The following is a 13,107-nucleotide window of genomic DNA, read 5'->3' on the forward strand; positions in this document are numbered from 1 at the left end:
GGACGGGGCAGGGTGAGCGAGGGGCGGCGCGCGTGCGGCACGATATACAGGTGTACGACATCTCGGAGGAACCGGTCCTGCGGCCCGTGGCACGGTCGATCACGCGCACCGACCTCGTGGCCGACTCGATCAGGACGGCCATCCTGTCCGGCCGCATCAAGCCCGGCGAGACCCTCGTGGAACGCCGGCTCGCCGAGCAGCTCGGCGTGTCCAAGACCCCGGTACGCGAGGCGCTGATCGGCCTGGCCTCGACGGGGCTCGTGGTGATCAGCCCCAACCGCGGGGTCAGCGTGCGGGCGCCCGACGCGGCCGACCTGCGCAAAGCCCAGGAGCTGCGCCTGCTGCTCGAACCGTGGGCCGTGGCCTGCGCCGTGCGGGTGCGGGGCGCCGGTCCACTGGAGGACGCCCGCAAGGCGCTCGGCGAAGCGCACCGGCTGCTGTCCGGCGAGGACCCCACCGCGCTCAGCATGGCCAACCGCCGCTTCCACCGGGCGCTGTACGCCGGGTGCGACAACGAGCTGGTCACCGCCCAGCTCGACAACCTGCAGGACCTCACCGCGCTCGGCACGGTCAGCGTGCTGTGGCGGCACTGGCCCACCTGGCGGGACGAGCACGCCGAGCACGAGGAGATGCTGGCCGCGGCGGAGAACGGCGACGCCGCGCTGGCCGAGCGGCTGAGCAGGACGCACGTCAAGCGCACTGTGGCGCACCTGGCCCACTCACAGAACGTGACCTGAACGCCGGCGCGGTGAGGAACGGAAAAGGGGCCGGCCCCGGGGAGGGCCCGGGGCCGGCGGGTGGGGGCGGTTCAGTCGGCGCAGATGGCGAAGACGCTGATGCCGACGTCGTTGTAGCCGTCCTGACGGCCGAGCCCGATCCAGCCGCGCCCGTCGTCGGTGGGGAACGAGCCCACCAGGATCGCGCGGTTGCCCCGGGCCTCGGCGCCGCCGCCCAGCACGCGCTTGGAACCGGGGCAGTACAGCGTGCGGCGCTGGAAGTTCGGCACGTTGGCGTTGGGCAGCGTCACCAGCACGTAGCCGGGGGGCAGAGCGTGGGCCGGGCCGGGCGGGGCGCCGGCGGGGGTGGTGTCGGCGCTCGCCGCGGCGGCGGTCGCCATGCACGCGCCCGCGAGCAGGACGGACATGACGAGGGCGGTGGACTTCTTCGGGTGCATCGCTCTCCTTGTGTCGTTCCGGCCGGTTCCGGCGACGGCGGCGTCACAGGGAGGTCGCCGGCGGTGGGCGCCGCCGGGGCCGGAGTGACCGGAGGGACTGGCTGACACGCTGAGTATCCGCCGCATCACTGTACGTGTCCACCGCAAGCGCGGAAGCACCCGTCCGATGTCCGGATGAGGACGCCCCGGCTCTCGTCGCCAGGGGCACCCGCGCGACCCCGGCCCCGCTCCGCCGGGGACGGCGGACGGGACCGGGGCCGTCAGGCCAGGACGCACACGGCAGGCTCGGGCGCGGTCACCTGGAGTGGTAGCGGCGCAGCGTGTTCTCGTCCGGCGGGTAGACGCCGCGCAGCGGCGCGCCGCCCTCGATCTCCGCCTGGATGAACTCCTCCAGGCGCTCCTGCTCAAGGGCGTCCCGCGCGACCTCGGCCGCGAGATGGCGCGGCACGCAGACGACCCCCTCGGCGTCGGCCACGATGACGTCCCCCGGGTAGACCGGCACCTCGGCGCAGCCGATGGGCACCTGCATGTCGACGGCGTGGTGGCGGGCGAGGTTGGTGGTCGCGCACACGCCCGCGGCGAAGACCGGCAGCTCCAGCCCGGTGAAGTACGGCGAGTCGCGCACCGCGCCGTCGGTGACCAGCCCGGCGGCGCCGCGGCGCAGCATGCGGGTGGCGAGGATGCCGCCGATGGAGGCCGCGCGGGTCTGGCCGCGGCAGTCCATCACCAGCACCTGCCCCGGGCCGACCGATTCGACCGCGAGGCGCTGCGGGTGGTCGTAGTCCTTGAAGACCGCGAGCACGTCGAGGTCCTCCCGGGCGGGGATGTGGCGCAGGGTGAACGCCTCGCCCACCATGCGGGTGCATCCGGGGTTGAGCGGGCGCAGGCCCGCCATGAAGGCGTTGCGCAGCCCCCGGGCGAACAACTGCGTGGTGACCGTGGCGGTCGAGACCCGCCGGAGCGCCTCGAAGACCTCCGGCGCGATGGCCTCGCCCGTCGCGGAGCCGACCTGGTCATCCTGTCGTGTCACGTCCACGGTCTCTCCCCTCGCCGCACGCGGCTCCCCGCCGTTCACGCCTCCTCCACGGTGAGCAGGTCGAGGGAGCGCAGGACGGCGGTGACCTCTTCACGCTCGGCCGGGGGCAGTTCGGATATCGGCGGGCGCACCTCGCGGCGGCAGACGCCGAGCTGGGCCAGGGCCTCCTTGAGCACCGACACGTTGGCGGCGTTGCCGCGCCGGGCGCGCAGGTCCTCGATGGGTTTGAGCCGCCGCCACAGCCGCATCGCCGCGGCGGTGTCGCCCGCCTCCAACTGGGCGTGCAGTTCCAGCGACAGGCCGGGGGCGATGGCGGCCAGCCCGGAGGTGAACCCGCGTGCCCCGCCCGGCCAGAAGAACGGCGCCCAGCTCTCGGCCAGCCCGCACACCCAGGTGAGCTCGGGGACGGCGTCCGCCATCTCCGCGAAGCGCACCGGGTCGGGAATGGCGTACTTCACCCCGGCCAGGTTGGGGCAGGCGGCGGCGAGGACGCGCACCGCCGCCGGGCCGATGAGCGGCGAGCGCAGATAGCTGACGACGCCGAGCTCGGGGACCGCCTCGGCGACCGCCCGGTGGTAGTCGACCCAGCCGTCCTGCGACTGGTAGGGATGCACGGGCTGGTGGACCATGACGGCGTGCGCGCCGAGTTCGGCGGCCTCCACGGCCTGCCGGGCGGCCCGCGCCGCGTCGTGGCCCACTCCCGCGATGACGCGGGCGTCGCCGGCCGTCTCGGCGGTCAGTGCCACCACCCGGTTTCGCTCCTCGTCCGACAGCGAGTAGAACTCACCGGTGTTGCCGCCCGGGGTGACGGCGGTGACGCCCGCCTCGACCATGCGCGACACCACGGCGGCGTAGGCCTTCTCGTCGACGCCTCCCGTGTCGTCGAACGGGGTCACCGGTACGGACACCACCGACGCAAGCGCCCGCCTGACGTCATCCAGCATGGCGATCTTCCCTTCCTGGCAGCTCGGGAGACTCGCCCTCTGGTATATCAGTACACGACCTATCGACATATGCCGGGCCGACGCCGATGTCCCGCGGAGCGCGGCGCCTGCCGCGGTCGCCCCGCGGGAGGGTCAGAGCTTGCGGCCGACGCCTGCCGCGACCTTGAGCTTCGTCGGCGGCGCGAGCTCGCCCGGCCACCAGTCCTGCACGTCGACGACCCCCGGCGGCAGGATGTCGAAGCCGTCGAAGAAGCCCGCTATCCGCTCGCGGGAACGGAAGCACATCGGCGAGGGGGAGTTCACCGAGATCTCCTCCAGCTTGGCCCGCGCCGCCGGGTCGCTGCCGTCGGAGCAGAACTGGGAGATCATGACGTGGCTGCCCGGGGCCATGCGCTCGCGGAAGCGCGCGACGATGCCGCCCGGGTCCTCCTCGTCGGTCACCAGGTGGAACAGGCCCACGAACAGCACCAGGACCGGCCGGGTGAAGTCGATGGTGCCGCGCACCTCGGGGTGGTCGAGCAACGCCTCCGGCTCGCGCACGTCGCCCTGCAGCGCCGTCACGCCCTTGGTGTCGGCCAGCAGGGCGTTGTTGTGCACGAACACCACCGGGTCGTAGTCGACGTAGACCACCCGCGCCTCGGGGTCGACGGCCCGGGCGGTCTCGTGGACGTTCGGCGCGGTGGGGATACCGGTGCCGACGTCGAGGAACTGGTCGATGCCGGCCTCGGCGCACATGCGCGTCACCCGGAGCAGGAACCTGCGCTGGGCCTTGCCCAGCACCGGCAGGTCGGGCGCGAGCGCCATCACCTGCCGGGCCGCCTGGCGGTCGATCTCGTAGTTGTCCTTGCCCCCGAGCACGTAGTCATAGGCCCGCGCGTGACTCATCCGCGTCACATCGACGCCCGGTAACGCGCTCTCCTGCTCGCTCACACCCGCCTCCGTAGGGTCCGCACCGCGATGTACGGCGAGCATAGGGGCGATGGGAGCGCTCCCGTAAGGGAGGCGCGATCAGCGGGCGCGGGCCAGGCGGATGACGTTCCAGGAGACCGGGGGCAGCACCACGCGCAGCGGGTCGGACATGACGTCGGGGTTGGCCCGCGGCACGACCCAGTCGGGGTCGGCTGCGGTGTTGACCGCGTAGACGTCCGGGTCGCTCAGCGTGGTCGCCTCCACCACGCGCACGTCGCCGAGCGCGCGGGCGTCCAGCGTCAGCTCCATCGGGCCGTCGACCGCGCGGTTGACCGCGAAGACGGTGGTGACGTCCTCGTCGTGCGTGGCGACCGCGTGCAGCAGCGGCACCTCGCCGTACTCGGCGGTCTCGTGCACCGGGGAGACCGGCTCCACCCGCAGCACCTCGCCGGAGGCGTACCGGGACGCCTGCGCGAAGGGGTGGAAGATGGTCTGCCGCCAGGCACGGCCACCCGGCTCGGTCATGATGGGCGCGATGACGTTGACGAGCTGGGCCTGGCTGGCGGCGGCGACCCGGTCGCTGTTGCGCAGCAGGGTGATGAGCAGCCCGCCGACGGCCACGGCGTCGGCCAGGTGGTAGCGCTCCTCCAGCAGTGGCGGGGCGACCGGCCAGCCCACGGGCGGCTCGGCGGACTTCGCGGCCTCGAAGCGGCTGAGGTACCAGACGTTCCACTCGTCGAACGACACGGTGATCCGCTTGGTGGCCCGCAACTTGGCCCGCACGTGGTCGGCGGTGGCGACCACCGAGGCGATGAACTCCTCCATGTCGGTGGAGCAGGCGAGGAAGCTCGCCAGGTCGCCGTTCTTCTCCTCGTAGTAGGCGTGGCAGGAGATGTGGTCGACCTGGTCGTAGGCCTCCTCCAGCACCTCGGCCTCCCACGCGCCGAAGGTCGGCATGGACGAGCCCGAGCTGCCGCAGGCCACCAGCTCCAGGCCCGGGTCGAGCATGCGCATGGCGCGGGCGGTCTCGGCGGCGAGCCTGCCGTACTCGCGGGCGGTCTTGTGGCCGAGCTGCCAGGGACCGTCCATCTCGTTGCCCAGGCACCACATGCGGATGCCGTACGGCTCCTTGGCGCCGTGCGCGACGCGCAGGTCCGACCAGTGGGTGCCCGACTCGATGTTGCAGTATTCGAGCAGGTCCAGGGCCTCCTGGACGCCGCGCGTCCCGAGGTTGACGGCCATCATCGGCTCGATGCCGGCCTTGCGCGCCCACCGCATGAACTCGTCCACGCCGACCTCGTTGGGCTCGGTGGAGTGCCAGGCGAGGTCGAGCCGGGCGGGGCGGGAGGCGACCGGCCCGATGCCGTCCTCCCAGCGGTAGCCGGAGACGAAGTTGCCGCCGGGGTAGCGCACGGTGCTGACGCCGAGCTCCCGGGTCATGTCCAGGACGTCCTGCCGGAAGCCGTCGGCGTCCGCGCTCGGGTGGCCCGGCTCGTAGATGCCGGTGTAGACGCAGCGGCCGAGGTGCTCGACGAAGGTGCCGAACGTGCGCCGCCGTACGGGGGCGACGCGGAAGGCGGGATCGATGGTGAGGGTGGCTTCGTGCACGTCGTTTCTCCCCGGAGAGGCCGGCCGGATGGCTCGGTGCGATTGTTAGCGTTCTCATCTCCGATCGTCAAGGAGTGAGATGGATAACGATTCGATCTCGCTCGGTCGGACGATCGATACATATCGCCCGACGATTCCGAAATGAGGCCTTGACGCTCGGGGAGATATCCCGAACACTCAGGGAATGTAACCGAAACAAGGTGGAGTATCGGTCCGGAAACCGGAATGGTCCGGCTCGTCCTCGTCCCCCGCTTGTTAGCGCTAACAACACGGTGTGGCGCCGCCCCGGCTCCCCCTCCACCCGCCCTTTGAACGCCCGTACGCGACCTGCACTTCGCAGTTCCCGGCGGCCCGCGAGCGCAGCGGCACCCTCGCCGCGTTCGCCCGTGTGGCGGAGGACATCGACACACAAAGGCATCGCACTGGACGTGCGCCCCCACGAAGGCGCGCGCCGGCCGCAGGAGAACGGCGGCCGGCGCGGAGCCGCGCGATCGCGGGCCGGGGCGAATTCTGCGCACGCCGTATGGCGCTGATCGCGGGCGATCGCGGGCCGGTCGCCGCCCGCCTCGACAGCGGTCGCCCGATCAGCGTGGGCCTCCCCCCGAGCTGCGGCGGAGTCGTCCCAAGCCGTCCCCGCGATGCCTCCCGCACAGGGCTCGGCGTCGTCCGTGCCGCTCCCGGCCTCGTCACGGGCGTCGGGGAGAAGTCGCGAAAAGTCCTGTGAATCGGTTTGAACCGGGTCCGTGGCGACCGCGTACCTCCCCCCGTACGCACATGCAGAACGACATAGGAGGCCTGATGCGGTCGCGCATCGTCACGCTCTGCGCTGCGGCACTCGTCCTGGGCATTACCACCGGCACGATCCCGGCGCACGCTGAGTCCACGCAGTCCAAGGAGTCCACCAGGTCCACCACGCATACCAAGAACCGATTCGCCGATATCCCCCTGATCTCGGACCTGGCCGGCAAGGCGGACGTCACCGACGCGAAGGTGGTCAACCCCTGGGGCCTGGCGATGGGCAAGACACTGTGGGTCTCCAACGCGGGCACCGGCACGGCGACGGTGTACTCCGGCGGCGCCGGCCAGCTCACCAAGGAGAAGACCGAGGTCTCGATCCCCGGCGGCTCGCCGACCGGGCAGATCTTCAACGACGCCGGCGAGGGCTTCGAGATCTCCAGCAAGGGCGTTTCCGCCCCCGCGTCGTTCATCTTCGCCAGCCCCAGCGGGGCCATCACCGCGTGGAACGCCGAGGTCAACCCGAACAGCGCGGTCATCGCGGCCTTCACCCGGCGCGCGGACTACAAGGGCCTCGCCCTGATGCCCACCAACAGGGGCCGCTTCCTGCTCGCCGCCGACTTCGCGCACAACCGGGTCGACGTGTTCGACGACGACTTCCGCCGGGTGCGCCTGGCGAAGTGGGCCTACCGCGACCCGGGTCTGCCGGAGGACTACTCCGCCTTCAACGTCGAGATCGTGGGCAACGCCGTCTACGTCGCCTACGCCAAGCGTGACCCGGAGACCGGCAAGTCGATCGCGGGCCGCGGCTTCGGCTTCATCAGCCGCTTCTCCGCCTCGGGCCGGTTCGCCGGCCGTGTCGCCGCCCGCGGCGCCCTGAACGCGCCCTGGGCGATGATCAAGGCTCCCGCGAGCTTCGGCGCCTACGCCGGGGCACTGCTGGTCGGCAACTTCGGCGACGGCTGGATCAACGCCTACCGCAACGGCCGCTACCTCGGCCCGCTGCGCAAGTCCGACGGCAAGGCGATCGCCATCGAGGGCCTGTGGGACCTGGAGCCGGGCAGCGCCGAGATCGGCGGCCAGAACGCCCTGTGGTACTCCGCCGGCATCCAGAAGGCCCAGCACGGCCTGATCGGTCTGATCATGCCGGCCGACGCCGCCGGCGCCGGCACTCCGCGGCCGAGCTCCTCCCCCACCGCCTCGGCCAGCCCGAGCGCCTCACCGACCTCCTCCTCCAACGGTTCCGGCTACTGACGCGAAGGGGGTGATCGATCATCGGGACCTCACCTGACCGGGGTTCCGGAAAGCCAACAGAAAGGATGATCGACCGTCTTTCCTGAAGTTCACCACGACCCGCCCGAATGAGCGGAAGTCGGCTGCGGGGTGGCGCGCCCCGCAGCCGGCTTTCGGTCGTTCGGACATCCCCGCCCCCTCGGCGGGGAGGTCCGGCCCGGCACGCCGTGCGCGCCGGGGTCCGATCCGTCTCGTGGCCCGGTAACGACCTGCCCCCCGGGCCACGAGACATCGGCCGTCAGGCCACCGAGCAGTCGGCGCCGTTGAGCGTGAACGACGACGGCTTGGCGGTGTTGCCGGTGTGGGTGGCCTGGAAGCCGAAGTTCACCGAGGAGCCCGGCGCGATCGTGCCGTTGTAGCCGACGTTCCTGGCCGTGACCTGCCCGCTCGCCGGGGAGACGGTCGCGTTCCAGGCGTTGGTGACCGTCTGCCCGCTCGGCAGGCCGAACGCCAGCGACCATCCGTTGATCGCGCTGGAGCCGGTGTTGGCGACGGTGACCGAAGTGGTGAACCCGTTGTTCCACGACTGCATGGTGTAGGTGACCTGGCAGCCACCGGTCCCCGGAGTCGGGGTGGGGGTCGGAGTCGGCGTGGGAGTCGGCGTGGGAGTCGGCGTGGGAGTCGGAGTCGGGGTGGGCGTGGGGGTCGGTGACGGCGCGGTGCCGTCCAGGCCGAAGAAGCGGATGGCCTCGGCGGCCATGCCGCCCTGCGGCAGGCTGTGCCCGACACCCTGGATGCTGACCGCCTCGACCGGGGCCTGACCTGTGGCGTTACCGTAGCGGGTGCGGGTCCAGCTGGACTGCGGGCGGTCGGTGAAAACCGGCGTTTGGCTCAGCCCGTGGACGTTGGTCCACTGTTTGATCGCCTCCTGGAAGTTCGGGTAGCGCAGCGTGGCGTCCTCGGTGCCGTGCCACAGCTGCATCCGCGGCCGGGCGCCGGTGTAGCCCGGGTAGGCCGCGCGCACCAGGTCGCCCCACTGCTGCGGGGTCTTGGTGATCTGGCCGTTGGCGCAGGCGCTGTTCCAGCTCGACCCGTCGGTGGTGGCGAAGCAGCCGAACGGCACGCCCATGAACGCCGCCCCGGCCTTGAAGACGTCCGGATAGTCGCCGAGCAGCACGTTGGTCATCATGCCGCCCGAGGACGCGCCGGTGACGAACACCCGGTCGGGGTCGGTGTTGTAGCGCTGCTGCACGTACCTGACCATGGACACGATGCCCACCGGGTCGCTGCCGCCGTCGTGCCGGAGCGCCTGGGGCGAGGAGACGTCGAAGCAGCTCCCGCTCCTGGTCGCCGAGGGGTAGATGACGATGTAGCCGTACCGGTCGGCCAGGGAGGCGAACTCCGTCCCTGAGTAGAACGCCGGGCCTGAGCCCGTGCAGTAGTGCACGGCGACCAGGATGGGCGGCCGGGACGCCACCCGGTCCGGGACGTACAGGTGCATCCGCAGGTTGCTGGGGTTGGTGCCGAAGTTGGTGACCTCGGTGAGCGAGGCCGGTGACGCCGGGGACGCCGTGACGAACCCGGCGACGACGAGCGCCGCGGCCGTCGCGACGGCGCCCAGCAGTGTTCTCATCCTCATTGGTGGTCCTGTTCTCCGGCCCGTGGCAGGCAGCGCGGGCGGCTTCCCGAAACGTTCCGGAGTATCGATCGGAATGTTTCTAGAAGACAAGGCACCAGGTCGGGCCATTGCCGGACCCTCGCGCCGACCAGCGTCTCCACCGGCGAGGCCGGCCCGGCAGGCCACGGATCGGTGAAACTTTCCACCACCACGGCCGCGAAGGGCCGCTCGGACGGCCCCCCCTTTCCCCCACCCCCTACCGGTCCGGCAGCATGGCGGCACGCTTTAAGTGATGATTCATAGGTGTACGGCCGCGGGGGCCGACGGAGCCGCTCGGGGGAGTTCCCGGGAGACCTGCCGGGGGACAAGGAGGGTCGCCGATGGAGTTTCAGGTGCTGGGCCCGCTCACCGTCACCCGGGAGGGCCGGCCAGTGCCCATCGGCACCGCGTACAAACCGCGCCTCCTGCTCGCCGTCCTCCTGGCGGCCGAGAGCGGCCGGGTCGTGCCCACCGAGTGGCTGATCGACGCGCTCTGGGCGGACGGCCCGCCCCCTTCCGCCCGGCGCAACATCCAGCTCTACGTGCACCGGCTGCGCGGCGCGCTCGGCCCCGACCGGATCATCCGGACGCCGGACGGATACCGGATCGTCACCGGCGACGGCCTCGACTCGGCGCGGTTCCGGCGGCTGTCCGCCGAGGGACGCCGGGCGATGGACCGCGACGACCCGCCACCGGCCGCCCGGCTGCTGCGCCAGGCCCTGGATCTGTGGCGCGGCCCGGCCTTCGCCGAGTTCTCCGAATGCGAGGGGGTCACCGGCGAGGCCGAGCAGCTGGAGCAGTTACGGCTGGTCACCCACGAACGCTGGGCCGAGGCCGAGCTGCGGCTGGGCAGGCACCACGAGCTGATCCCGGTGCTGACCCGCCTGGTGCGCGAGGCCCCCTACCGTGAAGGGCTGCGCGCGCACCTGATGACCGCGCTCGACCGCGGCGGCCGCCAGGCCGAGGCCCTGGAACTGTTCCGGCGGACGCGCACGCTGCTGCGCGAGCAACTCGGCATCGAGCCCGGGCCGGCGCTTCAGCGGGTACACGAGGCCATCCTGCGCGGCGGCGACGGCACCGCGCCCGCGCAGCCCACGCGGCTCGCACCACCCCTGAGATCCCCCGCACGGCCCGAGCCCGCGGCGGTGACCTCCACTCCGTTCGCGGCGCTGCCCGCTCCCCGGGAGCTGCCCTCGGACGTCGCGGGTTTCACCGGCCGGCAGGACGCACTCGACGCGCTCGACGCCCTGCTGCGCGAAGGATCGGGCGCGAACCGCATCATCGCGATCACCGGCACCGGAGGGGTCGGCAAGACGGCCCTCGCGGTGCGGTGGGCGCACCGTGCCGCCGCGCGCTTCCCCGACGGCCAGCTCTACCTCAACCTGCGCGGATACTCCGCCGCGACGCCGGTACGCCCCATGGACGCGCTCGCGGGGTTCCTGCGGGCCCTCGGCATGCCGCCCGAGCAGGTGCCCCTCGATGTCGCGGAGGCGGCCGCGAGGTACCGCTCGCTGACGGCCGGGCGGCGCGTGCTGGTTTTGCTGGACAACGCCGACTCCGCCGAGCAGGTACGCCCGCTGATCCCCGGCCACTCCGGCTGCCTGGTGCTGGTCACCAGCCGCGACCGGCTGACCGGGCTGGTGGCCCGCGAGGGCGCCCGCCGGGTTCCGCTGGACGTGCTGGCCCCCGACGAGGCCACGGCGCTGATCGGGCATCTGGTCGGCACCGGCCGCGTCGCCGCCGAGCCCGCGGCCGTCGCCCGGCTGGCCCGCGTCTGCGGCCACCTCCCCCTCGCGTTGCGCATCGCCGCCGCGCACCTGCTGGACCGGCCGCGGCAGCCGATCGAGGAGTACGTCGCCGAACTCGGCGCCGGCAACCCGGTCACCGCCCTGACCGTCGAGGGCGACGAGGAGACCGCCGTCCACACCGCCTTCGACCTGTCGTACCGCACCCTCCCCGGCCCGGTGCGTGCGATGTTCCGGCGCCTCGGGCTGGTCGCCTGCCCCGACCTCACCCCCGCGGCGGCGGCCGTCCTGGCCGGGGTGCCCGAGCCCGAGGCCGCCGCGGCACTGGACCGGCTCGCCGGCATCCACCTGGTGGAACAGCACAAGCCCGGGCGGTTCGCCCTGCACGACCTGCTGCGCCGGTACGCCGCCGACCTCTCCGCCGCCGAGGACCCTCCGGAAGATCGGCGAGCGGCGGTGGACAGGCTGCTCACCTGGTACCTGTCCACGATCGATGGCGCGGCGCGGGCGCTGTATCCGGACATGCTGCTGCTCCCCGCGCCGGAGGGCGTCCTCGCGAACCCGGTGCCGGCGCCGCCCGCTCCGGCGGCCATGGCGTGGCTGGAGGCCGAGCGGCACAACGTGAACGCGGCCGTCCGCCACGCCCTGCGTCACGGCTTCCGGCCGCTGGCCTGGCTCATGGCCGACCGCATCCGCGGCTACCACAACCTGTCGCGGAACATGGTCGACTGGATCGCCACCGCCCGCACCGCGCTGACCGCCGCCCGGTTCGAGGGTGATCGGCGGGCCATGGCCTCCGCCTTCCTCAACCTCGCCCACGTCAACTACTGCCTCGCCCGTTACGCACGGTCGATCGCCTACCTGGGCAGGGCGATCACCCTGTGCGCCGAGACCGGGTGGGCCGAGGGCGAGGCGAGCGCACTGAGCAACCTGGGCACGACCCTGATGTTCGTCGGCCGGCCCGAAGAGGCGACCGGTCACCTGCACAAGGCGCTCCGGCTGCACGATCGCCTCGGATCGCGGCAGGGCCGTGCCAAGGTCGTGAACAATCTCGCCAACGCCTGCCGGCAGTCCGGCAGGCTCCGCGAAGGGCTGGTCTGGGCCGAGCAGGCGCTGGCGCTCATCCGGGAGAACGACCGGGCGCCCAGAGCCGAGGCCGTGGCCATCGCGACCCTGGGCGAACTGCACCACGTGCTGGGCGACCTCACCGCCGCCGCCGGCCACCTGACCACCGCCCTCGCCCGCCATCAGGAGCTGGGCGACCGCTACCTGGAGGCGAACTCGCTGGCGTGGCTGGCCCTGGTGCACCGCGACGCCGGCCGCCCGGAGCAGGCCCGCGAGGTCGCGGAGGAGGCGTTGAGCCTGGCCACCGACATCGGCGACCGGTACACCGAGGTGCAGGCGCTGAACACGCTCGCCTCCCTCCGGGCGCGGGCCGGCGACCCCGCCGAGGCACTCCGCCTGCACGGGAGGGCGCTCGCCACCGCCGAGGAGATCAACTCACCCGGCCAGGTGATCGAGGCATCGATCGGGCTGAGCGATGCCTACCAGCACGCCGGCGAGCACGTCACCGCCGTCGACTTCGCCGAGCAGGCGGTGAAGCAGGCGAGCACCTCGGGCTTCCTCGTCCTGGAGGGGCAGGCGCTCACCGCACTGGCCCGCGCGCAGCACGGCCTCGGCCGCCTGGCAGAGGCGGCCGCGCACGGCAGGCGCGCCCTCGACGTGCACCGCAGGACCGGGCACCGCATCGGCGAGGCACGCACGCTCGCCCTGCTCGCGCTCATCGCCCGCGACGGTGGCGACTCCTCGACCGGCCGTCGCCTGGAACGCCTGTCCGCCGACCTCTACGCCGCCGCCGGCGCGTCCCCGCCCCCGGCCCGCGCGCCCCATCTCGAACTCTCCGACTCCACCGGCACGTCCCCGCCGGCCGATGGAGAACTCCCCGATCCCACCGGCTGACCCCCCGCTCCGGCCCCCGCCGGCCCGGACCGCGACGATCTCGGCAGGCCGGCCCGGCAGGGGCGCGGTCGCGCCGCCGCCCCCAGACGGCGCGACCCCACTCCCCC

The 13,107-nt window shown here is 72.7% G+C and carries 9 protein-coding genes; 3 read left to right on the forward strand and 6 right to left on the reverse strand.

The annotated features are described in order from the left end of the window. Positions 1-50: 50 nt before the first annotated feature. Complete coding sequence (locus IEY93_RS03255) at positions 51-737, forward strand: GntR family transcriptional regulator (RefSeq protein WP_203967948.1); 687 nt, start codon at positions 51-53, stop codon at positions 735-737. Positions 738-808: 71 nt separating this feature from the next. Here IEY93_RS03255 and IEY93_RS03260 read toward each other — a convergent pair whose 3' ends face one another. From IEY93_RS03260 to arfA, 5 genes are all read right to left on the reverse strand, one after another. After that, positions 809-1,174 carry a hypothetical protein gene (locus tag IEY93_RS03260; protein ID WP_189161436.1) on the reverse strand — a complete coding sequence of 122 codons (366 nt, stop codon included), beginning with the start codon at positions 1,172-1,174 and terminating at the stop codon, positions 809-811. A gap of 295 nt (positions 1,175-1,469) precedes the next feature. Continuing rightward, positions 1,470-2,204: a ribonuclease activity regulator RraA gene (locus IEY93_RS03265; protein WP_189161437.1), complete on the reverse strand. Its 735-nt coding sequence runs from the start codon at positions 2,202-2,204 to the stop codon at positions 1,470-1,472. 41 nt (positions 2,205-2,245) lie between these two features. Next, complete coding sequence (locus IEY93_RS03270; RefSeq protein ID WP_189161438.1) at positions 2,246-3,154, reverse strand: dihydrodipicolinate synthase family protein; 909 nt, start codon at positions 3,152-3,154, stop codon at positions 2,246-2,248. Between the two features lie 132 nt (positions 3,155-3,286). Further along, the gene (locus IEY93_RS03275; RefSeq protein ID WP_189161439.1) at positions 3,287-4,084 is read right to left on the reverse strand and encodes an SAM-dependent methyltransferase; all 798 of its coding nucleotides are present in this window, start codon (positions 4,082-4,084) and stop codon (positions 3,287-3,289) included. A gap of 78 nt (positions 4,085-4,162) precedes the next feature. Next, a complete protein-coding gene (gene arfA, locus IEY93_RS03280; protein ID WP_189161440.1) occupies positions 4,163-5,671 on the reverse strand; it encodes an arabinosylfuranosidase ArfA in 1,509 nt (502 codons plus the stop codon). A gap of 798 nt (positions 5,672-6,469) precedes the next feature. Between arfA and IEY93_RS03285 the strand changes: the two genes are divergently transcribed. Next, on the forward strand, positions 6,470-7,660 hold the full coding sequence (locus IEY93_RS03285) for a TIGR03118 family protein (RefSeq protein WP_189161441.1): 1,191 nt from the start codon (positions 6,470-6,472) through the stop codon (positions 7,658-7,660). Positions 7,661-7,937: 277 nt separating this feature from the next. On the opposite strand, the gene IEY93_RS03290 is transcribed toward IEY93_RS03285, so the two are convergent. Next, complete coding sequence (locus IEY93_RS03290; RefSeq protein WP_203967947.1) at positions 7,938-9,278, reverse strand: extracellular catalytic domain type 1 short-chain-length polyhydroxyalkanoate depolymerase; 1,341 nt, start codon at positions 9,276-9,278, stop codon at positions 7,938-7,940. A gap of 359 nt (positions 9,279-9,637) precedes the next feature. Here IEY93_RS03290 and IEY93_RS03295 point away from each other — a divergent pair, with 359 nt between their 5' ends. Continuing rightward, on the forward strand, positions 9,638-13,000 hold the full coding sequence (locus IEY93_RS03295; RefSeq protein ID WP_189161442.1) for an AfsR/SARP family transcriptional regulator: 3,363 nt from the start codon (positions 9,638-9,640) through the stop codon (positions 12,998-13,000). Positions 13,001-13,107 lie beyond the last annotated feature (107 nt).

It is taken from the genome of Sphaerisporangium melleum (assembly GCF_014646695.1).
Lineage (GTDB): Bacteria > Actinomycetota > Actinomycetes > Streptosporangiales > Streptosporangiaceae > Sphaerisporangium > Sphaerisporangium melleum.

What these genes read in the sequence shown, in the direction of transcription:
- IEY93_RS03260 (WP_189161436.1), bottom strand. Translation starts at nt 1,174, where the DNA reads ATGCACCCGAAGAAGTCCACCGCCCTCGTCATGTCCGTCCTGCTCGCG.
- IEY93_RS03270 (WP_189161438.1), bottom strand. Translation starts at nt 3,154, where the DNA reads ATGCTGGATGACGTCAGGCGGGCGCTTGCGTCGGTGGTGTCCGTACCG.
- IEY93_RS03285 (WP_189161441.1), top strand. Translation starts at nt 6,470, where the DNA reads ATGCGGTCGCGCATCGTCACGCTCTGCGCTGCGGCACTCGTCCTGGGC.
- IEY93_RS03290 (WP_203967947.1), bottom strand. Translation starts at nt 9,278, where the DNA reads ATGAGGATGAGAACACTGCTGGGCGCCGTCGCGACGGCCGCGGCGCTC.
- IEY93_RS03295 (WP_189161442.1), top strand. Translation starts at nt 9,638, where the DNA reads ATGGAGTTTCAGGTGCTGGGCCCGCTCACCGTCACCCGGGAGGGCCGG.